This is a genomic window from Streptomyces coacervatus (assembly GCF_029223485.1).
GTDB classification, from domain to species: Bacteria; Actinomycetota; Actinomycetes; order Streptomycetales; family Streptomycetaceae; genus Streptomyces; species Streptomyces coacervatus.
Window position 1 is genome coordinate 194,213 of record NZ_JARHTP010000018.1, and the last position, 23,581, is coordinate 217,793.

A 23,581-nucleotide genomic window follows, 5' to 3' on the forward strand; every position below is an offset into this window, starting at 1 on the left:
GCACAGTCCGCGTGCACCCGGCCGAACCGATGCGAACAGGGCATGTCCGCCGACTCTCCGACATGGTCCAATCGGTCGGACGGCCGACAGTGAGTGGGGACGTGACCTATGGAGCACGCCGACGGGGAGGGGGCGAGACGGGACGCCCCGGGGCCGGGCCTCCGCCCGGCTGCCGGGCTCCGGGTCGGTGTCCTCGGTGAGTTGGCCGTGACGTACGACGGGCGGGCCCTGAGCCTCGGCGGGCCCCGGCCGCGTGCGGTGTTCGCGCTGCTGGTGCTGGCCCGGGGCGCCGTGGTCACCGGCGACCGGCTGATCGACGTCGTGTGGGGCGAGGAGCCGCCGCCGAGCGCGGTCGGTGCTCTGCAGGCGTATGTCTCGCGGCTGCGGCGGGTCCTGGAACCGGCCCGGACGGCCGGTGCCCGCAGCAGTGTCATCGTGCGGGAAGGCGCCGGTTACGCGATCCGTCTCGCCGCGGACGAGGTCGACGCCCGGCGGTTCGAGGCGCTGCTCAAGCAGTGCGGGCAGGCCGTGCCGCCACCGCCGGCGGAGCGGGTGGCCCTGCTCACCGAGGCGCTCGCCCTCTGGCGAGGCCGGGCCTTCGCCGGGTTCGCGGACGAGCCGTGGGCACGGACGGAGGCGGCGCGCCTGGGCGAACTGCGTGAGGTGGTACGGGAACAGCTGCTGGCCGCCCGCCTGGAGTGCGGGCAGCACACCGAGGGGCTGCTCGCCGAGGCCGAGGCCCTCGTCGCCGAACAACCCCTGCGCGAGGAGCGCTGGTCCCTGCTGGCCCTGGCCCACTACCGCGCCCATGGCCAGGCCGACGCCCTCTCCGTACTCCGCCGCGCCCGCCGCACCCTCGCCGACCGGCTGGGCATCGACCCCGGCCCCGCCCTGCGCGGCATCGAGGCCGAGGTCCTGTCCCATGCACCGCGTCTCGCCGCACCCCGGCCGGCCGCTCCGCCCACTTCCGCGCCTGCGTCCGTACCCGCCGCCGTATTCGGTCAACTCGTCGAGCGGGAAAAGGAGTTGGCTGAGCTACGGCACTGTCTGTCGGACGCGGTCGCGGGCCGGGGCGGGCTGGTGTGTGTGCAGGGCCCCGCCGGGATCGGCCGGAGCGCACTGCTGGCGGAGGCGGGGCGGCTGGGCAGGGAGTGGGGCGTACGGGTGCTGGACGTCGGTGACGGTCGTCCGGAGGCCCTCGATGCTCTTGCGGAGGCGGAAGCCGCCCCGGGCATCCGGCCGTACGAACCCCACGACGTCGTACGCCGGTTGCTCGGCGCGGTGGCCGCCGGGCACGAGGACGACACGCTGTCGGCCGCCGCCGTGCCGGTGTTCGAGGGGGCGGCCGCCGACGGACCCGACGGCTTCGACGTCCTGCACGGGCTCTACCGGATCGTCGAGCGCCTGGTCACCGACGACCACCCCGCACGGCGGCGGCCCCTGCTCCTCCTCGTGGACGACCTCCAGTCGTGCGACACGGCGTCCCTGCGTTTCCTGGCCCATCTGCTGCCGCGTGTCCAGGCGCTGCCGGTCCTCGTCGTCACCGCACTGCGCGCCGGGGAGCCCCCTGCCCGGCGCGAGAACGAGCAGGTGCTGGCCGACATCGTGCAGGACCCGACGGTGGTCCACATCCGGCCCGCGCCGTTGAGCGCGGCGGGTGTCGCCCAGGTGGTACGCCGGTTGTTCGGCGCCACGGTGGACGAGGAGGTCGACCGTGCCTGTCACCGGGTGTCGGCCGGGCTGCCGCTCCTGCTGACACACGTACTCGGGGCGCTGGAAACCTCGGGGACCGATCCGCGCGCCGTTGCGGAATCGGGCGTCCGTGCCGTCTCCGACCTCGTGCTCAGCGTGCTGGACCGGCTGCCGTCCGCCGCCACGGCCGTCGTACGGGCGGTCGCGGTTCTCGACGGCGGCAGCGGCGAGGGCGGGGCCTCGCTGCCGACGGTCGCCGCCTTCACGGAACTGTCCGAGCAGGACGTGGCCACGGCGACGGCGGCCCTCGTACGGGCAGAGGTGGTCCGTGACCAGTACCCCTTGGCCTTCGTCCATCCCCTGGCCGGCGAGGCCGTGCTGCGGACGGTGTCGCCGCGGGAGCGTCCGGCCCTGCACGAAAGGGCGGCGAGGCTCCTCGACCGGGCCGGTGCGGCCGAGGAGCGGACCGCCGCGCATCTGCTCCTGGTCCCCTACCGGAGCGACTCCTGGGTGGTCGGCGTCCTGCGCACCGCCGCGGCCCGCGCCACCGCCCGCGGCGCGAACGACGCGGCCGCCACCCTGCTCACCCGCGCGCTGCTCGAACCGCCCGCACCGGACGTCCGGCCCGAGGTGCTGCTCGAACTCGGGCGGGCCGAAGCACTCGTCGACGGGCCCGCCGCGGCCCGTCACCTGCGGGAGGCGTACGAGACGTCGCCCCTCGGAGCCGGCGCCGCACGCCTGCTCGCGCAGACGCTGATCTACACCGGCAGGCCCGGCGAGGCGGCCGAGTTCGCGGCCCGGGCGGCGGCGGAGCTGCCCACCGGGGAAGCCGCGACGGCCGATTCGGCCGACGAGCGGCAGGGGCTGCTGGCCCTGGCGCGGCTCGGCGCCTTCGCGCACGGGCTGTACACCGTGGGCACCAGCGGCCCGGACGTCCCGGCGCCGGCTCCCGTCGGGGACGGGCCCGGCGCCCGCATGCTCGCCGCCGAGGCGGCGCGGGACGCCACCGTGTGGGGGCTGGACCGGGCAGCGGCCGTCGCTTCGGCCCGGTTCGCGCTCACTGACCGGGTGCTGCTGCGCAGCGGAAAGGTGCTCTCGTGGTGCACGGCGGGCCTCGTGCTGCACCTGGCCGACGACGACGTCAGGCTGCTGTGGGACGAGACGCTGACGTACGCCGGGCAGCGGGGGTCGCTGATCGGCACGCTCTCGGCGCACCTCTGGAACGGGTTCACGCAGTGGCGGCACGGCGAGCTGCAGCAGGCCCGTCGGTCGCTCGAAACCGCGCTGGAACAGTTCGGCGCGTGGGGGGTCACGCCCGGTGCACCGCAGTGCCGCGCGTTCCTGACGGGGGTGCTGCTGGACCTCGGGGACATCGCCGGCGCGCGTGCCTGTCTGGAGCGGATGGAGCGGCTGAGGGCGCGGTCCGGGGGCGCCGAGGGGGCGCGGCTGCGCGCGGAGAGCGAGGCGCGGGTGCTGATCGCCGAGGGCCGGTGCGCGCAGGCGCTGGCCGTGCTCGACGGCGTACGGCATCTGCAGCCTGCCGTGGTGAACCCCGTGTGGTGGGACGGGGAACTGCTGCGGGTGCGGGCGCTGACCGGGCTGGGTGAGCGGGCGCGGGCCGAGCGGCTGGCACGGGAACAGCTGCTGATGGCTCGCAGATGGGGCGCGCCCGGCACCGTCGGCCGGGTGCTGCGGCTGCTCGGCGAGGCACGCGGGCCCGACGGCGGCCCCGAACTCCGGGAGGCGCTGGCCCTGCTGGCCGACGGCCCGGCCCGCCTTGAGCAGGCCCGCGCCCAGCAATCCCTGGCCGCCTTGACCTGCGGGGATACCGCACACGACGCCGCCGGACGCCGATTCCCCCCAGTGTGACCGGCGTCCGACGGCCCGTCGGGACGAGAATCCGGCGGCCGACTTGCGATCGGCTTGCAAGCGGTTCGCAAGACCGGTGGCGCATCATCCAAGCCGCAACCGAATCAGGCGCACCACGCGTCAGACACACCACGCAGAACGAACGGGGGCGGCCCGGGGGACGGGTCGGGGGGCGAAGCACATGAACGAAGCAATGCGCGACGGGGACCAGTGGGCGCTCCCCGGCTACACGCAGATCAAGGAGCTGGGCTCCGGGGCGAGCGGCCGGGTGGTCCTGGCCACGCACGACACGACCGGCACCCACGTGGCGATCAAGTACCTGGCCGAGAAGCTCCGTGACGACCCCGCCTTCCGCGAGGTCTTCCGCGCCGAGGCCCGGCTGCTGGGCGAGCTCCGCTCTCCCCATGTCGTGGAGCTGTACGAGTACGTGGAGAGCCCGCGCGGCGCGGCCATCGTCATGGAGCTCGTGGACGGCGTACCGCTGCGCAAGCTGCTGCTTGAGCACGGCGCCACGACCCCCGAGGCCGCGCTCGTCGTCCTCAAGGGCTCACTGCTCGGCCTCGCGGCCGCCCATGCGGCGGGGGTCGTGCACCGCGACTACAAGCCGGACAACGTCCTGGTCGCCGCCGACGGTTCCTCCAAGCTCGTGGACTTCGGCATCGCCGTGCCGAGCGGGGCGGCCGCCAATGCCTCGGGCACCCCGATCTACATGGCGCCCGAGCAGTGGACCGGCGGCGAGGCCGGACCGGCGACCGATGTGTACGCGGCGACGGCGACCTTCTTCGAGTGCCTGACCGGAATGAAGCCCTACGCGGGCCAGACGCTGGCCGAGCTGGCGATCCAGCACATCGAGGCGCCGATCCCGGACGGACTGGCTCCCGAGCCGGTGCGCCCGCTGATCCGCAGGGGCCTGGCCAAGACGCCCGAGGAGCGCCCGGAGAACGCGGCGGCCTTCGTCGAGGAGCTCGAAGCCGTCGCCACGGCCGCGTACGGCGAGGAGTGGGAGGAGCGCGGCCGACGCGAACTCGCCGCGCTCGCCGCCCTGTTCCTCCTCTTCTTCCCGCTGGCGGACGGTACGGCCTCGGGTACGACGGCCCTGGCCACGACCACCCTCGGACAGGGCGCCCGGCGGCTCCCGGGCCGGAGGGGGAAGATCCTCGCCGGACTGGCGGCGGGGGTCGTGCTGGTGGTGGGCGGGGTCGCGGTGACGGCGGTCGCCACGGGCGCGGGTGCCGGGCACCGCAGGACGAACGCGGCCGGATCCGGTCCGGCGGCGGACGGATCCACCGACGGGACAGGTGCGAGCGGGTCGGCCGACTCCCCCGACGGGACCCCCTCGGCCTCGGACGTCTCCTCGTCGCCCTCGGGAACCGGGTCGCCCTCCGCGTCGGCGTCCGGGAACGACAGCGCCTCGCCCGGCGCGGACGGAACATCCGGCGGGTCCACGTCCGGCGGGGCGGGCGGCACGGGCGGCGGATCGTCCGGCGCGGGAGGTACGACCACGACGGGCGGCGGTTCGAGCAGCACGGGCGGCGGCACGGGAACCACCGGTGGCAGCACCTCCGGCGGCGGTACGGCCACGACGAGCGGCGGCGGTACGACGACGGGCGGCGGCACCACGTCCCCACCCGCGCCCACCCTCGACGTGAAGTCCGTGCAGATCAACGCGGTCGGCCCGATGTCGGCCGCCTGCACGATCGTGGCCTCCGTCAGCGTGACGACCGACGGCGCGGCCGACGGCACGCTCTACCTCAGCTGGTTCGTCAGCGACTCGGCCGGCGCGGTCGGGACCGTCGTGGCAACCGACTCGGTGGCGCTGCCCAAGGGGAAGACGCAGATCTCGAACCGCTACACGCACTCCTTCGCCATCCCGACGCGCTACGACTACCTCGGCGTCAAGGTCACCACCGACCCGGCCGCCGACTCGGGCAACGGCTCCTTCCAGTCCACCGCCGCACCCGTCGATTGCGACCCGCCCCGATGAGCACACCTTCCGAGGACCCCCGGCTGCGGTTCGCCCGCACCGATCCGGCGGCCCGCGCCGACGACCCCGATCTCGCCGCCACCCTCCCACCGGCGGATCCGGCCGCGACCCTGCACCTCCCGCCTTCGGAGGCGGCCGAGGCGGAGACCCGTTTCGGGCCCGGGGTGCCGGGTGGGTCGGGCACGGCCGACGACCGCGCGACGGGGATCTGGCGGGGCACGGTCACCCCGGAGGGGTCCTCCGCGGTGACCACCCGCCGCCCTCGGCCCAGGTGGCGGCGCGAACTGCCGTCGCTGCTGGTGGTGGTCGCAGTCGTCGTGGCCGTCATCGTGGGCCTGCGCTCCTGCTCGGCCTCCGATCCCCTGCATGTGCTGGACGCCACGGTCAGCACGCCCGAGGTCGGCCGCTGTGCGAAGACGGTCCTCGTCACCGGCGTCCTGAAGACCGACGGCCATCCCGGCACCGTCGACTACCGCTGGAAGCGCAGCGACGGCACGGCCTCCGAAGTCCTCCACCAGAAGGTCGGCAGGAACGTCGAGCGCTCCGAGGTCGTGCTGCGCTGGAGCTTCGACGGCCACGGCACGATGAAGGCCACCGCCACCCTCGAAGTGCTGTCGCCGGACCCGGTGACGGCCTCGACCAGCTTCACCTACGCCTGCTCCTGACCACCGGTTTCACATGCCCCGTTCCTCGTCTACGGCGGATATGGCGGCCATGGCGGCCATCGCGGCCACGAGACCCGCCGCCCCGCACTCCCGCGCGATGGCCTGCCCCCGGCTCAGCAGGGCGGCGGCCTCCCCCTGAGGCGCTTGCCCGGCGAGCGCGTACAGCGCACGGGCGTACTCCAGGCGTGCCGGACCGGGCGCCAACAGGGCGACGGCCTCGCGCAGTTCGGGCTCGCCCTCGGGCCCGCGCAGCTCTCCGGCGATCCGCAGCACCCGCCCCAGCGTGCTGGGCGCTCCCCAGCCCCGGGCGACCTTCAGCTGCTCCTCCGCCAGGGTCAGCGCCTCGGTCCGCCGCCCCGCGCCCGCGAGCGCCTGCACCCGCAGCAGCGGCCACGGCCACCACGCCGGGTTGGCCACGGCGGGCTGGAGGTGCCGTACGTCGTCGAGGGCGGCGAGTGCCTCCTCGTAGCGCCCCTCCGCGTTCAGCACCCGGGCCTCGCTCTCGCCGAGAAGTCGCTGCCCCTCCGCGCCCCGGATCCAGCCGCGCATCCGCTCCAGGCAGGCCCGTGCTCCGGCGGTGTCGCCCAGGTCCAGCAGGACGGCGGTCAGGAAGGTGCGGCCCTGCGGGGCGCCCGGTGCGAGGCCCCAGATCTCCGACTGGCCGACCGCCGTCTCCAGCGAGCGCCGAGCCGCGTCCAGAGCCCCGTGGTTCCACTGGGTGAAGCCGCGCCACAGATGCGTGGCGAGGACGGAGAAGAGCGAACCGCGTTCCACGGCGCGGGCCACCGCGGCGTCCCAGAGCTCGCCCACCTCCTCGTCGGCGAGATGCAGCACGATGCCGGCGGTGTACCAGAGCATCTCCTCCCCGGCCGCCTGGAGGACACCATCGGCGACGGCGAAACGGGCCAGCTCGACCGCCCGGTCCCGGTCGCTGCCGTCCGACGCCGCCTCCCGGGAGAGGTTGGCGGCGAGCATCCGGGCGCCGGGCCCTTCGCCCTCGACGACCGGGTCCTCGACCGTGCGCCACAGCTTCTGGTCCAGGCCGTGCATGAACCCGCTGATGCGCTCCAGCGCCAGCAGCCCCTGCCGTTCGTCGCTCAGCTCGGCGGGCAGTTCCGCCGCCGCCCGGCGGGCGAACTCGGTCGCCTGACCGTGGCCGCCGGCGAAGACCAGGATCCGGGCGAGCAGCAGTGCGGCCGCGGCCCTGCGGCCCGGGTCGGCGAGGGTGTCGTACGCCTGGCGCAGATGCTCCACGGCGGCCGGACCGTTGCCGAGCGTCTCGGCGCGCCCGAGTCCGAGCAGCACCTCGGGGCGGAGTTCGGCAGCGGGCGGTTCGTCGAGCGCGCGGGTGAGGTACGTGGCGGCGGCGTCGGGGGCGCCCCGGCCCGCGGCCTCCCGCGCCGCCGCGCAGAGGACGTCCACGACTGCCGCATCGCCCCGGTGCGGGGCGAGCAGCAGCTGGGCCGCCGTCCGCTCGGGCGGCGCGTCGGCGGCGGACAGCGCACCGGCCGCCCGCTCGTGGTGCAACTGCCGTTCCCCGGGCGGCAGTTCGCGGTAGATGGCCTCCCCGACGAGGGGGTGCACAAAGGCGTACGGGTGGCCCTCGCACAGGATCTCGGCCTGTACGAGCGGCACGATCGCCTGCGCCGCCTCCGCCTCGGGCCGCTCCATGAGCGCCGCCACCTCGGCGAGCGTCGCCGCCCCGTCCCCCAGCACGGCCACGGCCTGCGCCGCGGCCCGCGCCCCCTCGGGCAGCCGCGCGATACGGCCGAGCACGAGCCCGGACACCGCCCGCGCCCCGGTCTCCGCGACCTCCCCGCTGTGCGCGGCGTCGGGCCGGGTCCCGCGCGAGTGCAGGGCTCGCAGCAACTGCCGCAGCAGCAGCGGGTTTCCGGCCGTGGCGCGATGGCAGGCCGCGGTGAACTCTTCGTCCGGCTCCTCGCCGAGCGTCTGCCGTACGAGACCGGCGACCCCGGCCGCCGTCAGCGGCGTCGGCCTGATCCGCACCACCGAGGGGTCCGTCGTCAACGTCCCGGGCAACTCCTCGCCCTGCTGGGGCTCCCCCGTCCGCAGCGTGGCGGCGATGAGCACCGGCAGCCCCTCCAGCCGGCCCGCCAGATACGCCAGGAACCGCACCGAGCCGCTGTCGCACCACTGCAGGTCGTCCACGGCCAGCACCAGCGGTCCCGCCGCCCGCACCAGCTTCCGCGTCAGCTCGTACAGCCCGTTCAGTACGGCGAAACTCTGCGGCTGGGGCCCCCGCACCGATCCGAAGACGGCCCCCGCCGCGACGGCGGCCCCGCCGAGCAGCGATTCCTCGCTGTCACCCACCACCCGCTCGAACAACTGGCGTACGGCCCCATAGCCGTAGTCCTTCTCCCGCTGACTGCCCCGCGCGGTCAGGGTCAGCACCCCTTGCCCGGCCGCCGCCCCGGACACCTCGCCGAGCAGACGGCTCTTGCCGATGCCGGCCGGACCCTCGATGAGCACCACATGGGGTCTGCCGTCCAGGGCCGAGCGCAGGCTGTCGTGCAGCTCGGCGATCTGGAGGGCGCGGTCCACGAGGACGTCGGTCCGGGGGGCGGGGGATGGCAGCGGTCCCGCCGGGCCGACTACGGGCACGGCGGACTCGGAGGCGGTGTCCGGCACCCGGCGGGCAGGAGCGTCGAGGTCGGGCGACTGGGCCAGGATCCCCGCCTCCAGGTCGCGCAGGGCGGCCCCCGGGGTTCCGGATCCGGCGGGCAGCAGCTGCCTCGCGCGGCGGAGCGCATCGAGGGCGTCGGCCTGGCGGTGCGCGCGGTAGAGGGCGAGGGCGAAGAGCCGCCAGCGTTCTTCGCGGAGAGGATCCTGGGCGACCAGGGATTCGAGTTCCGGCACGAGTACGGCGTCCTCGCCCCGGGCGAGGCGGGCGGCGAGCAGCCGTTCGCGGGCCAGCTCGCGCAGTTCGGCGAGGCGGGCCGACTCCTGGTGGGCCCAGGGCTCGTCGGCGTACTCCGCGTAGGCCGGGCCCCGCCACAGCGCGAGCCCGGACTCCAGGACGGACACGGCCTCCGACGGCCTGCCCTGGTCGGTGTGCACGGCGGCGGACCGCAGCGCCTCCTCGAACCGCCAGGCGTCCACCGCGTCGTCCGGCAGCCGCAGCGCGTACCCCGCCTGCTCGCTGACGATGACGCCCCCGCGCGCCCTGGCCTCCCGCTCCGGCTCCAGACAGCGCCGCAGATGGGAGACATGCGCCTGCAGCGAGGCGGCGGCACGCAGCGGCGGCCTGCCGCCCCAGACCCCTTCGACCAGCCGGTCCCGGGTGACCACCGAGCCCCGGGCGACGATCAGCAGGGCGAGAACGGCCCGCTGCCGCCGCCCGCCCAGCTCCAGCGGGCGGTCCCGGAACGCGGCTCCGACCCCGCCGAGCACCGTCATGCGCAGTTCGTGCATCGACACACAGCGCATCAAACCAGAACATCAATTCGCCAATGCCGTCCACAAGACCCTGGGGTCGAGATCAAGTGCGCGGTAACGGTCAGTGGGCCGCCGCGGGCGCGGTCTTCCTGCGGGCCCGGTACGCGGCTGCCTTGATCTTGTTGCCGCAGGACTCCATCCCGCACCACTGCCGGCGCATACCGCGCGAGCGGTCGATGTAGGTGCGGGTGCACTCCGGGTTGCCGCACTCCTTGAGCAGGGGCACGTCCGGCCCGCTCAGCAGCTCGACGGCATGGCGCGCCACCATGGAGAGGGCTTCTTCCGGCGTCGCCTGTGTCCATCGCCCCGCCGGAGTGAGCTGCGGCACCGCCGGCGGCCTGCGCGCGGCGTTGTTGACGACGGTCAGCGCCGATCCGTCGTAGTCCTCTCCGAGCCGACGCGCGGTGACCAGCTGGTAGATGGCTTCTCGTACGGTCTTCGCCTGCTCGACGTCGGCTTCCTGAGCGGGCGAGACCGCGTCCACGACACCGGACTCCACGTACCATGCGCTGAGCCTGTCCGGCCTCGCGAACATCTCGAAGCGGACCGTGCGGCGGGCTCGGAGCGTGGCGGCGAAGTCGAGCGCCGGGTTTCCGCAGACGAATACATGGATGGCACTGTCGAGGTTCACATCACCATCCTGGCAGGTGACTGTCACGCCGGGCAAGGTGTGTCACCCCGAGGCCTCCGGTCAGAGGCCCAGGTCGACGGCGAGGCAGGAGAAGGACGTCCACGATCGTTCGGGGTCGTAGGCGTACCGCGTAGGGTCGTGAGGAACAACCGCCTTTTCCTCGGTCATTTCCTCGTAGCGGATACGCTCGGGCAACTTGCCGAACCGCGCCCGACGGGCCGCCGCGGCACCTTCAGTGGTGTGCTGGTCTTCCATGGTCGTATTCCTTTCGGTCTACAGACGAGCAGAGGGTCACCGGTCGAGAAGGTGACCGGAGTGATGACCGGGATCAGAAACGGTCCACGTCGATGACGGCCTGGGCGAAGGCGGCGGGTGCCTCCTGCGGCACGTTGTGGCCGATCCCCGCGAGGGTGCGGTGCTCGTACTCGCCCGTGAACCTGTCCCGGTACGAGGTGCCGTTGCCCGGCGCGGTGAAGGGATCCCGCTCGGGGTCGAGGGTGATGGTGGGCACCGCGATGAACGGCCGCGCGGCAAGCCGCTCCTCGATGCCGTCGTAGCGGCGCTCGCCGTCGGCGAGGCTCAGCCGCCAGCGGTAGTTGTGGATGACGATCGCCGCGTAGTCGGGGTTGTCGAAGGCCGCCGCGGTGCGCTCGAACGTGGCGTCGTCGAAGTCCCACGTCGGGGAGACGGTGTCCCAGACGAACCTGGTCAGGTCGTGGCGCAGGTCCGGCTTCTCCATGGCGAGCCGGCCCCGCTCGGTGGCGAAGTAGTACTGGTACCACCAGGTGTGCTCGGCCTGCGGTGCGATCGGGTCGAGGTTGGCCTTGCGGTTGGTGATGAGATAGCCGCTCACCGAGACCAGGGCCTTGCAGCGCTCGGGCCGGAGCGCGGCGATGATGTCCGCGGTGCGTGAGCCCCAGTCGAAGCCGGCCAGCACCGCCTTCTCGATCTTCAGGGCGTCCATCAGGGCGATGATGTCGAGGGCGATGACCGACTGCTGGGCATTGCGGAACGTCCTCTCGGAGAGGAAGCGCGTCGTGCCGTGGCCGCGCAGGTACGGGACGATCACCCGGTAGCCCGCCTCGGCCAGCAGCGGGGCCACGTCGACATAGCTGTGGATGTCGTACGGCCAGCCGTGCAGGCAGATGACCGCGGGACCGCGGGCGGGGCCGAGCTCGGCGTAGCCAACGTCCAGCAGGCCGGCCCTGATCTGCTTCAGGCGCGGAAATGCAGTGTGCACGGCCGGTGTCGCGGAGGCGCTCCCGGCGGCGTACGCGGTCTGCCCACCCGGCAGCCCGGTCAGCGATACGGCGGCCGCGCCCGCGCCCATCCCGAGGGCCTTGCCGAAACCACGCCTGTCGATCATGCGGATCCTCCGTGCGGTCAGGTGTACCGGCCTGTGCGATGACTGACTGTGGCACGGGTGGAGTAACCAGTCAAGCAGGTGACGAACATTCTCCCCACGGGTTGCACACTGGGTACCAAGGTGTTGCGTCACAGCCTGAACAGGTGACGAAAAAGGCCCGAGCCAGAGGCTCGGGCCTTTCTTGCGAACGGGTTCAGCGGGACAGAAGATCGTCCAGTTCGGCTTCGAAGAGGAGTGCCGGGTCGAAGCCCATGCCGGTGAAGTGGCCCGCGAGTTCGAGTGACAGCAGGCCGTGCAGGCGGGTCCAGAAGGCCAGGGCGCGGTGCAGGGCGGCGGGTGGGGCGGGGTGGCCGTCCGCCCAGTCGCGATGGGACGCAAGGTGCTCGTCGAACGGGGTCCCGGGGGCGCTGGACCGGGGCAGCGCGGCGCAGGCGTCCAGCAGGGTCGCCATGATCTCGGACGCAATCCCGGTGACGTCGTCGGGGGCGTGGTAGCCGGGAACAGGGGTGCCGTAGACGAGGAAGTAGCGGTGGGGGTCGGCAAGGGCCCAGGCGCGCAGGGCGTGCGCGAGGGCGGATACGTCGGGCCCCCCGGACCGCTGCGCGGAAGCACTCATGGCGTCTGCGGCGCTTCGATACGCGTCCCTGATCAGCTCCGTGATCAGTTCGTCGCGGCCGGCGAAGTAGCGGTACAGCGCCGGCCCGCTCATACCCATCTTCTTGGCGATCGCGTTGAGGGAGAGCCCGGACGCCCCCGCCGTGGCGATCTGCTCCCACGCATGTTCCTTGACCTCCGCACGGACCTGGGCGCGGTAGCGCTCGCGGGGGGTCTTCGCATCCTCTGCTTCCATCACCGTTAGAGGTTATCACCATCGCTATTGACAGTCACAGTCGGGAGCGGTTACAACTTCTAACGAACACGAAAGCCGCTAACCAGCGCACCACCACACCGACACGGAGGTAGTCATGAACACCGAAGACACCCAAGAACTCGTCGAGATCGTCCTGCCGGGCAAGGTCGAGCCGGAGGGGCTGCAGATCCGGCACGGGGCCATTCCCGTGCCCGGTCGCGGTCAGGTCGTGATCCGGATGGAGGCCACCGGGGTGTCGTTCGCCGAGCAGCAGATGCGCCGGGGGCGGTACTACGACCAGCCGCCGTTCCCGTTCGTGCCCGGCTACGACCTGGTGGGCCGGGTGCACTCGACCGGTGCCGGGGTCGAGCCGGGGCTGACCGGTGTACGGGTGGCGGCGCTGGTGAAGACGGGCGGCTGGGCCACCCATGTGCTGGTCGACGCGGCGGACGTGGTGGCGGTGCCCGACGGGGTCGGCGCGGCGGAGGCGGAGACCCTGGTGGTCAACGGCATCACCGCCTGGCAGATGCTGCACCGCAAGGCGCGGATCCGCGCGGGCCGGACGATCCTCGTGCACGGCGCGAACGGCGGTGTCGGCACGGTCCTCGTCCAGCTGGCCCGCGCCGCCGGCGTGAAGGTGATCGGCACGGCATCCGCCCGCCACCACGACGCCCTGCGGGAACAGGGGGTCGTCCCCGTCGACTACCGGGGCGGAGATGTCGCCGCCCGGGTCCGCGAGCTCGCCCCCGGTGGCGTGGACGCCGTCTTCGACCACGTCGGCGGAAAGGGCATCGTCGACTCCTGGCGACTGCTCGCACCCGGCGGCACCCTCGTCTCCTACGGCAGCGCGTCCACCCGGGACGACGAGGGCTCCAAGCAGTGGCCGGTCCTGAAGCTGCTCGCCCGGGTGTGGCTGTGGAACGCCCTGCCCAACCGCCGCCGCGCCTACTTCTTCAACGTCTGGGCCGGACGCGCCCTCTCCAAGACCCGCTTCCGGACCCGGCTCCGCATCGACCTCACCCAGGTCTTCACCGCCCTCCAACGCGGCGACGTGACCCCGCGGATCGCGGCCCAGCTCCCCCTGGACCGCGCGGCCGACGCCCTACGGCTGGCCGAGTCGGGCACGGTCGCCGGGAAGGTCGTACTGAACCCGTGACGCCGCACGGATGCGGGGCAAGTGAGCCCTCGCCCCGCCGTTCTCCGGGGCCGGGTGTCAGAGGCATCTGGCAGGGTGACGAAGGACGGCACCGTCCCGGATCTGCCGGGGCCGTCGAGGAACCTCCGGGGGGACGGTATGCCGAAGATCTCGAAAGGGCGGCGCGTGGGGCAAGCCGCCCTGAATGCGCTGCGCACCCTGCTGGAAGAGCACGACCACATCGTTGAAGAGATCTCCGGGCAGAACGACTTCGGCGAGGACTTCTACGTCACCTTCACCGACGACGGGCATGTCACGAGCGACACGATCAAGGTCCAGGTCAAGGGCGGCAACAGCCGACGCCGGGGCAACGGCTACGCGGTCCGTGTCGACCAGCACGGCGACACCTGGGCGAACGGGAACATACCCGTCTACTGCGTGGTGTACGACCCTGACACCGGACAACTGCACTGGGCGAACGCCACCCAACAGCTACGCCGGTCCGGTCCGCTGAATCCGCCGCGCTTCATCGGCGTCAGCCCCAACGCGGTGCTGGACGAAAGGACCATGGCGTCCTTCGTCGCCCAGGCGCGCCGATACGTCGGCCGCTACCGAGGCCGACAGGCCGTCCTGACCCACCTGGGCGAGATGTCCGGAGTCGATTTCGATCCGGCGGACCACGTTCTGCACTTCGTCAACGGCTACGACGAAGACCTCATCTTCTGGAAGAGCCCGGGGGACGCACTGGCGACGCTGCTGCTCAGCGCGCACGGCTGGGAACGGTATCTCGTCAGTCTGGAGTCCCTGATGCGCTCCGAGATTCCACCGCCGGAGGACGGAAGTGGCAGCGGTCCCGGGGGGCAATGGGGCGACCCCGATCTGTCGACCGCCGAGGATCTGGAGCTGAGCCGGTCCGAGATCATGTGGGTGGCCTCGTGCTTCATTTCCACTCAGGAGGCCGACGAAGGACCGGAGGACGACCTCGTCGAAGCCGCCGAGTGCGAGGGGTGTCCGAGCTGCACCGGCGAGGAGCCGGTGGAGCACGCCAACATCGCGGCGGACGTGCTCCACGACTACGTCATCGCCCGTATCGTCGACCGGGTCGAGGCCGAGCCCGACCTGCTGCGGCGCTCGATCCTGGCCATGCGCGAGGAGGCCGAGCTCGAACCGGAGATCATCGCGGAGCTCGGCCCCCTCGAAGCCGACCCACGCGTCGTCCGTCAGGTGAACCGGCTGAGCCGGGCAACGGTGACAACGGCGGACGACATCGAACCGGCGGCCTTCCAGCTCGCCATTCTCTATTTCATCCACCGCATCTATATCGGCGCCCCCTCACTCCCTCTGCACGAGCAGGTCCGCATCGTCTGGCGCATCCCCGAGCCCACAACATCCGGGAGGACGGCCGGGAAGCCGGCAAGCGAGCTCAGGGACTCCCCGTAGCCCCCACAACAGCAGAAAAGATCTGCTCCTGCGAGGTCGTCGGCACATGGAAGAAACCGTTGTTGCTGCCGAGCCGAAGCACGGCCGCCTCGTCCGCGACGGCCTTGACATCTCCCAGGTTGTGGCTGATGAGGATCACTCCGATGCCCCGCTCGCGGAGCTCGTCGACGACGTCCAGGATGTGGCCGGCCTGCCGGATGCCGAGTGCGGCGGTGGGCTCGTCCAGGAGGACGGCCTTCGGGCGGCCGAGGAGGGCGCGGCAGATCGCGACGGTCTGCCGCTGGCCTCCGGAGAGGGAGGCGACCGGGGCACGCACGTCGGGGACCCGGATGCCCATTTCGTCGAGCTGGCCGCGGGCCTCCCTGCGCATGCCGCCGTAGTCGATCAGCCGGAACAGCCGGCCCCGGAGGCCGGGGCACCGCCGCTCCCGGCCAAGGAAGAGGTTCTCGGCGACATCGAGGTCGTCGCACAACGCCAGGTTCTGGTACACGGTCGCGATGCCCAGCCGCTGGGCGATCCGGGGGGTCCTGATCTGGACGGCCCGGCCCTCCCACTCGATGACGCCCTTGTCTGCGGGGTCGACACCGGCGATGACCCTGATGAGGGTGGACTTGCCGGCTCCGTTGTCACCCACGAGAGCCACGACCTCACCCGCGCGGACCTCCAGGTCCACGTCCTTGAGCGCCTGGACGGCGCCGAACCGCTTGGAGATTCCGCGTACCGCGAGCAGGGGCGGACCGGTCAAGCGAACCTCACCTTCTCCGCGCGATCGTCCTCGGCACCATCTTTCGTCGCAATCAGTACGTATGCAATGCAGGACGTACGAACCCGGCATGATAATTGTGATCAAGACAGACGGAGGAGGGTGTCACCCATGGCACACCACCACACCGTCCGACCCCGACAAGGGACGACGCTCCTCCTGGTGGGCACGCTGGTGGGCACCTTGGTGCTCGGGGCCGCCGCCTGCGGCGGGACCCAGGACTCCTCGGGTGCCAGCGGGAGGCGGAAGGTCACGATCGGCCTGGTGACCAAGACGGAGACCAATCCGTTCTTCGTGACCATGCGCAAGGCCGCCGAAGCCGCGGCGAAGAAGAACCACGCCGGGCTCATCGCCCTGTCCGGCAGGTTCGACGGCGACAACGAGGGCCAGGTCGCCGCGGTGGAGAGCCTCATCGCCCGCCATGTGCAGGGAATCCTGATCACGCCGTCGAACACGACGGGGATCCTGGGCGCCATCGCGGAGGCCCGTCGGCAGGGCATCCTGGTGGTCGCGCTGGACACCGCGACGGACCCGGCGAACGCGGCGGACGCCACGTATGCGACCGACAACTTCAAGGCCGGCCGCCTCCAGGGCGCCTATGTCAGGGCCGTCCTCGGCAACCGGGCCCCCAAGCTGTTCATGCTCGACGGCACGGAGGGCTCCACGGTCAGCCAGTTCCGGCACGACGGCTTCCTCGGCGGCTTCGGGATCAAGAACGACTCACCGGCGATCCGTGGACAGGCCGGCACCAACGGCGACCGCAACCGGGCACAGACCGCCACGGAGAACCTGCTGCAGCGCACGACCGACGTGAACTCGCTCTACGCCATCAACGAACCGGTGGCCAACGGCGCCTACACCGCCCTCGCCGAACGCGGCCTCAGCCGTCGGGTGACCATCGGCGCCATCGACGGCGGATGCGACGGCGTGCGCGACGTCAGAGCCGGCAAGTACGCGGCCACCGTCATGCAGTTCCCGGTCAGGATGGCCGACCAGGGGGTGGCCGCGGTCACCGGCTTCGTCAGGAACGGGAAGAAACCGTCCGGCTTCACGGACACCGGCACGACGCTCATCACCGACAAGCCGGTCCGGGGACTGGCGTCCGAAAACAGCGCCTGGGGACTGAGGCACTGCTGGTGACCTGCTGACACCACGCGGCGAAGGGATCAGTAACGGATCATGAGATCTCCCGTGACCGCCGGTCCCACCGACGACGGCGAACCGGGCACCGGGCTGCGGAGCGGTCTGCTGCACGCCCTGCGCACCCCGACCGTCGGCCCCCTGGCGGCCCTGGCCCTCGCCGTACTGGTCTTCTCCCTCACGACGGACACGTTCCTGACGGCGGAGAACCTCTCCCTGGTGCTACAGCAGTCCATCGTGATCGGCATCCTGGCGCTGGGCCAGACCCTGATCATCCTCACCGCGGGCATCGACCTGTCGAACGGGGCCATCGCGGTTCTCGGCACGCTCGTCATGGCCAAGCCCGTCTACGAGGGGAACGGCGCCGCGGCGGCCCTGCTGCTCGGTCTTGCGGTGACGACCTGTCTGGGGCTCGTCAACGGTCTGCTGGTGGCCCGGCTGGGCCTGCCACCGTTCATCGTGACCCTGGGTGCACTGACCGTCATCTACGCCGTGAGCAGGCTCTACTCCGAGTCCCGCAGCTATCCGGTGACCGACGACCTGCTGGTCGTGTGGGGGAACGGCTTCCATCTCGGCAGCGCGCTCATCACCTGGGGGACGCTCATGCTCGTGGGGCTGTACGCCTTCTTCTGGTACGCGCTCGGCAGGACCGTCTGGGGCCGGCACATCTACGCCGTCGGCAACGCACCCGAGTCCGCCCGGCTGACCGGTATCAGCGTGCGGCGCGCGGTCCTGTCGGTCTACGTCACCGCCGGTCTGCTCTACGGCATCGCCGCGTGGCAGGCCCTCGGCCGCATTCCCAACGCCGACCCCAACTCGTACCAGACGGCGAATCTGGAGAGCATCACCGCCGTCGTCATCGGCGGGACCAGCCTCTTCGGCGGCCGGGGGAGCGTCGCCGGAACGCTCATCGGGACGCTCATCGTCACCGTGCTCCGCTCCGGCCTCACCCAGGCGGGCATCGACAGCCTCTACCAGGACGTGGCGACCGGGACCCTCGTCATCGTCGCGGTCGGCGTCGACAAGATCCTGCGCCGAGGCAGCACCCGCTGACATCGATGCACGATCGACGTACGACCGGCGTACGGGGTGTCAGCCGAGCGACCGGTCGACGGAGCCGTACGACAGGTCGGGGGCGGGCGCGGGCTGCGGCGGCGCGGTCTGGCAGGTGAAGCCGAGACGGACCAGCGCCCGGACCATCTCCGCGGCGGTGAAGTCACGGGGGTCCTGGCCGGTGATCACCGCTCCCACCTGCTTGACGGGGTAGGTCCGGTCCCCGATGACGACACAGGCCCCTGTCGCGGGCTCGGGCCGGACGTTCTGCATCGACTTCTCCACCTCGGCCTTGGACAGGTCGAAGGGGTAACGGGCGATCACACAGCGCATGGGGCCTCACCAAGGTCGGGGCGGCGGAGAAGGGCGCGAAAACGGATACAGAAACGGACAGGGGCCCGCACTCGAAGTGCGGGCCCCTGTTTCGCCGTATGCGGATCAGGCGGGGACGATGTTCTCCGCCTGCGGGCCCTTCTGGCCCTGCGTGACGTCGAAGGTCACCTTCTGGCCTTCCTGCAGCTCACGGAAGCCCTGGGTGGCGATGTTCGAGTAGTGGGCGAACACGTCCGGGCCGCCACCCTCCTGCTCGATGAAGCCGAAGCCCTTTTCCGCGTTGAACCATTTGACAGTGCCGGTGGCCATGCGTTTTCTCCTGATTAGGCAGTGCTGGAACCCGCACCTCGCGGACTCCTCATCGCTGTGATGATCACCTGCCCCGGAAAACCGGTAAGAATGGCAACCACAACTGCAACTGAGATCCAGCCTAGCACGGGAGAAATCGACGACAAGGGATGCCAGGAAAAGGAGAGAAGACGGCCGGGAAAACAGGCTGTATACCGGGATATTCTTTTTCGGAACCGGTTGGATTTCTGTTCCGGCGACGTCAGATTTTCACTCGTCGCGACGCAGTTCCTCGTTGACGCGCAGGGCGTCCGCCAGCTGGTCCTCCAGGCCGATGATCCGGCAGGCCGCCTCGATCGGAGTGCCCTGGTCGACCATGTCGCGGGCCCGCGCGGCCAGGCGCAGCTGGTGGCGCGAGTAGCGGCGGTGGCCGCCCTCCGACCGCAGCGGCGTGATCAGTCCCGCCTCGCCGAGTGCCCGAAGGAACCCGGGGGTGGCACCGATGACCTCCGCGGCGCGGCCCATCGTGTACGCCGGGTGGTGGTCGTCGTCGAGCCGGTCGGCAGCGTGCGACCGGTCTTCCGAGGGCATGCGTACCTTCCCGCGGACCGCCGAACGTCACGGCCCGCAACAGGGAGCTGGTTCCCGTACCAGAACTCTAGTGGGCCCTGCGGAAATCCTCCTGCGGCGGGCGCAGAATGTCCGCCGCCTTCAGCGGGGCCGTTCGGCGGCCGAGGGCGTGGCGGACGAGGGCGTGACGGTCGGTGTTGCGGTGATCGGTGTTGTGGCGGTCGTCAGTGAGATGGCGTCGCTGCGGCCGATCCGGTCGTAGAACCACTTGGCGTCCTCGGTGCCGAGGCCGATCACGCGGCCGCTGACGTCGTACTGGCTGAGGAGCTTGAGCTCGGGGGTGAAGGCGCCGACGTAGAGCGGACGTCCCTCGTCGTCGCGCAGTTCGACCGCATACCGGACGTCCACCGTGACGGGGCCTTTGGCGCGCACGTCTACGGTCAGGCTTCTCCGCACGTTCTTCGCGACCGCCGTCATCGGGCTGGTGGTGCCGGCCGGGACGTCGAAGTCCGTGAGGACCGGCAGCACCCGGCCGCCGAGGGTCAGGGTGTGTCCGGCCAGGTCGAGGGTGCCGGAGACGGGCACCGGGGCGGCCGTCGACGGCGGGGCGGAGCGGGGTTGCGTCATGGCCGGGGCGCGGTGCGCGGCCCCGTGGTCCGGGTCCGAGTCGAGGTGCAGGGTCAGCGCGACGCCCAGCAGCGCGAGGGCCGCGGTGCCCGCGCCGAGGGTCACTGCGGTACGGCGGCGGCGCCTGCGGCGTATCGCCCGGGCGCGGGTGGCGGGGCCGCCGACGACCGGGGGCCTCGCCTCGGCGGCGGCCAACTCGCGCAGGGCGGCGGAGAGTTCATCGGACACGGCCGCTCTCCTTCCCGAGGACCGGCGCATCGGGCTCGTCCCCAGCGAGATGGAGCGCCAGCGCCGCCCGGCCGCGGGTCAGTCTCGCCTTGACCGTCCCCACGGGCGCGCCGGTCTCGGAGGCTACCTGCTGCACACTCAGGTCGCACAGATGGTGCAGGACGATCGCCATGCGCTGGGCCTCGGGCAGTTGGCGCAGTGCGGCCACGAGTGCGGTGTGCTCGGGGCCGGGTCCCGGAGTGGAGTCGGGCGGCGGGGTGCGCCGCACCAGTTCCAGCCACCGTTTCGCGCGTCGCCAGCGGCTCACCGCCAGCCGCATGGCCACCGTGCGGATCCACGCCTCGGGCGCGCTGTCCGCCAGGAACCTCTCCCGCCGGTCCCAGGCCCGTACGAACGCCTCCTGTACGACGTCCTGGGCCTCGCCGTGGTCCCCGGTGAAGGCGTAGAGCTGTCCGGTCAGCCGGGGGAACGCGGTCGCGTAGAACGCGTCGAACTCGTCCTCGGTCATGCCTCCACCGGAATCCGTGCCCTGTTCCATGCCCTTCCCTGCAACCCCACCGTCCCCGCCGTGCGTACAGGTCCCGTACGGGAAGACGGCGCACAGGAGTCCCAGGCTCCCCTTTTCTCAACGGTGTCGGCTCCCCGGCTGCTCAACCTACCCGTAGGACCGCCCGAGTTCCCGAGCCGAAGGACCCCCTACGTGCCACCGACCCACGACACACTCCCCGCAGGCCACGACTTCGCCGCGTACGCCCGGACGCACTGGTCCGGGCTGCTGGCGACCGCGCGGCTGCTCACCGAAGACCCCGGTGCGGCGGCGGAGTTGGCGCGGAGAACGCTGGTGCGGATGTGTGCCCGGTGGCGGCAGGTCCCGCGCAACGACGTGGACTTCCACGTACGGCGCTGTCTGGTCCGGGGCCATCTGCGGCGGCTGCGCGGACGGCGGGCCGCGCGGCGGCGGGCCGTACTCGTGCTGCGGATCTGGGAGGGGCTGGCGGACGCGGAGATCGCGCAGCTGCTGGGGTGTTCGGTGGGGGCGGTGCGGGCCCATGCCCGGCACGGGCTGAAGGCGGCGGGCTCCGATCCGGGGCGGCTGCGCGAGGGGTACGCCCGTGCCGTCGAGGACCTCGTCCCGTCCGAGGTGCCGCTGGCCTACGTCCAGGCGCGGGGGCGGGTCACGCGGCGGCGCCGTATCGCCGTGGCGGCGGCCGTCTGTGCGGCGCTGCTCACGCCCGTCGGTCTCCTTGCCGCCGACCGCTTCGGGGGTGGCGGTGTGCAGGACGAGGCGTCCGGAGCCCCGGCAGGGTCCCGTTCGGCGACGAGCCCGGTCCGGGTCGTGGCGCCGGGTGAGCGGGTGACCGCCGGGCCGGACGTGCGGGTGTGGCTCACAGCCGACGGAGGGCACTGGTCGGTGCCCCTCCGCCTCAAGGGACTTGAGGACAGCGAGCCCGCGCCCGGCAAGGCGGGGGTGTCCCTGCGGTTGGACACCGTCAAGGGCGGGTTCTTCCTGTCGGGGCTCTTCCGTGGCCTGAGCGGCGATCCGGGCCGCGTCGAGGTGAGAACCGGCGACGGCACGGTCACCGCCAAGGTCCTCGTCCTGGCGGGCAGTCCGGGCTGGGGCATCTGGTACGCGAGCGCACCGCTGCCCGTGAAGGACGTGAAGACGCTGCTGTCCACCGGCGGGGACGAGCGGATCGTCACGGTGTACGACGCCTCGGGCAAGGTCGCCGCTCGCTCGGCCGACACATGGGGGCGGATATGAGCGGGGACGGGAACGGGACGCCGTCGGTGCCCCGGCACCGCGAGCGCGTACCGCTGCGGATCCGGCTGCGGCGCAACCGGGGCCGACGCCTGCGCCGACTGCTCTATGTCTGCCTCGCGCTGGTCGCCGTGGTGTGTACGGCGGCCGTGGTGGCGTACCGGCTGACGCCCATCCCGAAGCCGCACCCCGAGACCGTCACCCAGTCCACGGTGTTCCTCGACTCGTCCGGCGCCTATCTGGGCCGGCGCGGGCCGGTCGACCGGCAGGACGTGCCGTTGTCCGCGGTGCCCCGGAATGTCCAGGACGCGGTGATCGCCGCGGAGAACCGCTCCTTCCGTACGGACAGCGGGGTCTCGCCGAAGGCCATCGCGCGGGCCACCTGGGCGACGCTGACCGGCGGCGAGTCGCAGGGCGGCTCCACCATCACCCAGCAGTATGTGAAGAACGCGCTGCTGAGCCCGGAGCACTCGCTGTCCCGCAAGGCGCGCGAGGCGCTCGTCGCGATCAAGCTGGACCGCACCCGCTCCAAGGACGAGATCCTGGAGGGCTATCTGAACACGGTGTACTTCGGGCGGGGTGCCGCCGGCATCCAGTCCGCCGCGCGCAACTACTTCGGCGTGGACGCGAAGAACCTGACGGTCGCGCAGGGCGCGGCGCTCGCGGCGATCGTCAACATCCCCTCGTACTACGAGAAGGCGGGCTCCGATCCGAAGGTGACCGCGAAGCTGGAGCACCGCTGGGAGTGGGTGCTCGACGCGATGGCGGCGAGCGGGAGCATCACGGCGAAGCAGCGGGCCGCGGCGCGCTTCCCGGCGTTCCGGTTCTATCCGCCGGGCGAGACCGACGGGCAGCGGCAGTATCTGATCGACATCGCCGCGAAGGAAGCCGCCGACCGGCTCGGCATCACCGAGGACCAGCTGGCGGGCGGCGGCTACAGCGTGACGACGACCTTCGACCTGGAACTCCAGGACAGGGCAACGGAGTTGGTCCAGAACCCACCCGCGCACAAGGGGATCCGGGTGCACACCGCCGTCGTGGGGACGGTGCCCGGCGACGGGGCGGTGCGGGTGCTGTACGGCGGCTCGGACTACGCGCGGCAGCCGTTCAACGACGCGGTGAGCGGGGCGGTGGAGGCGGGCACGGCCCTGGAGCCGTTCGGCGTGGTGCGGAGGGCGGCGGGCGAGCCGCTGCGCGGACTGCTGAAGGCGCCGGCGCCGACCCCGCTGAACCTCGCGTCGGCCTACGCGACGGTGGCGGCGAACGGCAGCTACGCCACCCCGTACACCGTCGCCCGCATCACGCAGAAGGGCCGCACCGTCTACCGGGCGCGTCCCGAGGTGCGGCGGGTGCTGGGCGAGAAGGCGGCGATGGTGGCGGGCGCGCAGTCGGGGGCCGGGCCGACACCCGTCGCCGTCGCCCCCGGAGGCGCGGTGAAGGCGGAGGCGGAGGCGAAGGTGTTCGCCACCACAGGGGCGGGCGGCGGGATCACTCGGCGGACCGTGTGGACCACGGGGTACGACGACCGACTCGCCCTGACGGTGGCGCTGTTCGCCGACCGGGCGGGCAGCAAGAAGGGCACGACGGTCCCCGCGCAGCTGCCGAACGAGCCGTCGCCGACCGAGTTCACGCAGAGCGTGGCCGCGGGGGTCTGGACGGCCGCCACGAAGGGGGACACCTCCGTGCACCGGCCGGGGTGAGCGGCGGGTGGTGTGGTGTCGCCGTACGCGGT

The 23,581-nt window shown here is 72.2% G+C and carries 20 protein-coding genes; 9 read left to right on the plus strand and 11 right to left on the minus strand.

Annotated elements, in window-relative coordinates; all coding sequences use genetic code 11:
• The first annotated feature begins 108 nt into the window (after window positions 1-108).
• The 3 genes from P2Q00_RS36945 to P2Q00_RS36955 all read left to right on the plus strand — a co-directional run bounded on the left by P2Q00_RS36945 (window position 109) and on the right by P2Q00_RS36955 (window position 6,210).
• The gene (locus tag P2Q00_RS36945) at window positions 109-3,561 is read left to right on the plus strand and encodes an ATP-binding protein (protein WP_275778436.1); all 3,453 of its coding nucleotides are present in this window, start codon (window positions 109-111) and stop codon (window positions 3,559-3,561) included.
• 181 nt (window positions 3,562-3,742) lie between these two features.
• On the plus strand, window positions 3,743-5,545 hold the full coding sequence (locus P2Q00_RS36950; RefSeq protein WP_275778437.1) for a serine/threonine-protein kinase: 1,803 nt from the start codon (window positions 3,743-3,745) through the stop codon (window positions 5,543-5,545).
• Window positions 5,542-6,210, plus strand: coding sequence for a hypothetical protein (locus P2Q00_RS36955; protein ID WP_275778438.1), 669 nt, complete (start codon window positions 5,542-5,544; stop codon window positions 6,208-6,210). The genes P2Q00_RS36950 and P2Q00_RS36955 overlap by 4 nt, the downstream gene beginning before the upstream one ends.
• Before the next feature lie 9 nt (window positions 6,211-6,219).
• On the opposite strand, the gene P2Q00_RS36960 is transcribed toward P2Q00_RS36955, so the two are convergent.
• From P2Q00_RS36960 to P2Q00_RS36980, 5 genes are all read right to left on the minus strand, one after another.
• The gene (locus tag P2Q00_RS36960; RefSeq protein ID WP_275778555.1) at window positions 6,220-9,642 is read right to left on the minus strand and encodes an ATP-binding protein; all 3,423 of its coding nucleotides are present in this window, start codon (window positions 9,640-9,642) and stop codon (window positions 6,220-6,222) included.
• Between the two features lie 85 nt (window positions 9,643-9,727).
• Window positions 9,728-10,297 carry a CGNR zinc finger domain-containing protein gene (locus P2Q00_RS36965; protein WP_275778440.1) on the minus strand — a complete coding sequence of 190 codons (570 nt, stop codon included), beginning with the start codon at window positions 10,295-10,297 and terminating at the stop codon, window positions 9,728-9,730.
• A 60-nt stretch (window positions 10,298-10,357) separates the two neighbouring features.
• A complete protein-coding gene (locus P2Q00_RS36970; RefSeq protein ID WP_275778442.1) occupies window positions 10,358-10,552 on the minus strand; it encodes a hypothetical protein in 195 nt (64 codons plus the stop codon).
• A 73-nt stretch (window positions 10,553-10,625) separates the two neighbouring features.
• The gene (locus tag P2Q00_RS36975) at window positions 10,626-11,663 is read right to left on the minus strand and encodes an alpha/beta fold hydrolase (RefSeq protein ID WP_275778444.1); all 1,038 of its coding nucleotides are present in this window, start codon (window positions 11,661-11,663) and stop codon (window positions 10,626-10,628) included.
• A 193-nt stretch (window positions 11,664-11,856) separates the two neighbouring features.
• On the minus strand, window positions 11,857-12,513 hold the full coding sequence (locus tag P2Q00_RS36980; RefSeq protein WP_275778557.1) for a TetR/AcrR family transcriptional regulator: 657 nt from the start codon (window positions 12,511-12,513) through the stop codon (window positions 11,857-11,859).
• Between the two features lie 115 nt (window positions 12,514-12,628).
• On the opposite strand from P2Q00_RS36980, the gene P2Q00_RS36985 reads away from it, so the two are divergent.
• Together P2Q00_RS36985 and P2Q00_RS36990 are read left to right on the plus strand one after the other, a co-directional pair.
• Window positions 12,629-13,669, plus strand: coding sequence for a medium chain dehydrogenase/reductase family protein (locus P2Q00_RS36985; protein WP_275778445.1), 1,041 nt, complete (start codon window positions 12,629-12,631; stop codon window positions 13,667-13,669).
• 165 nt (window positions 13,670-13,834) lie between these two features.
• Window positions 13,835-15,088, plus strand: coding sequence for a DUF4365 domain-containing protein (locus P2Q00_RS36990; RefSeq protein WP_275778447.1), 1,254 nt, complete (start codon window positions 13,835-13,837; stop codon window positions 15,086-15,088).
• On the opposite strand, the gene P2Q00_RS36995 is transcribed toward P2Q00_RS36990, so the two are convergent.
• Entirely contained in the window at window positions 15,072-15,833 is a 762-nt protein-coding gene (locus P2Q00_RS36995; protein WP_275778449.1) for an ATP-binding cassette domain-containing protein, read from the minus strand. The genes P2Q00_RS36990 and P2Q00_RS36995 overlap by 17 nt on opposite strands.
• Before the next feature lie 129 nt (window positions 15,834-15,962).
• On the opposite strand from P2Q00_RS36995, the gene P2Q00_RS37000 reads away from it, so the two are divergent.
• Together P2Q00_RS37000 and P2Q00_RS37005 are read left to right on the plus strand one after the other, a co-directional pair.
• Window positions 15,963-16,991 carry a substrate-binding domain-containing protein gene (locus tag P2Q00_RS37000; RefSeq protein ID WP_275778451.1) on the plus strand — a complete coding sequence of 343 codons (1,029 nt, stop codon included), beginning with the start codon at window positions 15,963-15,965 and terminating at the stop codon, window positions 16,989-16,991.
• A gap of 39 nt (window positions 16,992-17,030) precedes the next feature.
• Window positions 17,031-18,044 (plus strand): ABC transporter permease, encoded by a 1,014-nt coding sequence (locus P2Q00_RS37005; protein WP_275778453.1) that lies wholly within the window; start codon window positions 17,031-17,033, stop codon window positions 18,042-18,044.
• A gap of 39 nt (window positions 18,045-18,083) precedes the next feature.
• On the opposite strand, the gene P2Q00_RS37010 is transcribed toward P2Q00_RS37005, so the two are convergent.
• The 5 genes from P2Q00_RS37010 to P2Q00_RS37030 form a co-directional block, all read right to left on the minus strand.
• A complete protein-coding gene (locus P2Q00_RS37010; protein WP_275778455.1) occupies window positions 18,084-18,377 on the minus strand; it encodes an SCO5918 family protein in 294 nt (97 codons plus the stop codon).
• Between the two features lie 105 nt (window positions 18,378-18,482).
• Window positions 18,483-18,686 (minus strand): cold-shock protein, encoded by a 204-nt coding sequence (locus P2Q00_RS37015; protein WP_046247661.1) that lies wholly within the window; start codon window positions 18,684-18,686, stop codon window positions 18,483-18,485.
• A gap of 249 nt (window positions 18,687-18,935) precedes the next feature.
• On the minus strand, window positions 18,936-19,256 hold the full coding sequence (locus P2Q00_RS37020) for a MerR family transcriptional regulator (protein ID WP_275778459.1): 321 nt from the start codon (window positions 19,254-19,256) through the stop codon (window positions 18,936-18,938).
• 120 nt (window positions 19,257-19,376) lie between these two features.
• Entirely contained in the window at window positions 19,377-20,090 is a 714-nt protein-coding gene (locus P2Q00_RS37025) for a hypothetical protein (protein ID WP_275778460.1), read from the minus strand.
• Complete coding sequence (locus P2Q00_RS37030; RefSeq protein WP_275778462.1) at window positions 20,080-20,598, minus strand: SigE family RNA polymerase sigma factor; 519 nt, start codon at window positions 20,596-20,598, stop codon at window positions 20,080-20,082. The genes P2Q00_RS37025 and P2Q00_RS37030 overlap by 11 nt, the downstream gene beginning before the upstream one ends.
• A 192-nt stretch (window positions 20,599-20,790) precedes the next feature.
• On the opposite strand from P2Q00_RS37030, the gene P2Q00_RS37035 reads away from it, so the two are divergent.
• Both P2Q00_RS37035 and P2Q00_RS37040 read left to right on the plus strand, forming a co-directional pair.
• Window positions 20,791-21,852 (plus strand): sigma factor-like helix-turn-helix DNA-binding protein, encoded by a 1,062-nt coding sequence (locus P2Q00_RS37035; protein ID WP_275778463.1) that lies wholly within the window; start codon window positions 20,791-20,793, stop codon window positions 21,850-21,852.
• Window positions 21,849-23,549, plus strand: a complete 1,701-nt coding sequence (locus tag P2Q00_RS37040; protein WP_275778464.1) for a transglycosylase domain-containing protein — start codon at window positions 21,849-21,851, stop codon at window positions 23,547-23,549. The genes P2Q00_RS37035 and P2Q00_RS37040 overlap by 4 nt, the downstream gene beginning before the upstream one ends.
• The last annotated feature ends 32 nt before the right edge of the window (window positions 23,550-23,581 follow it).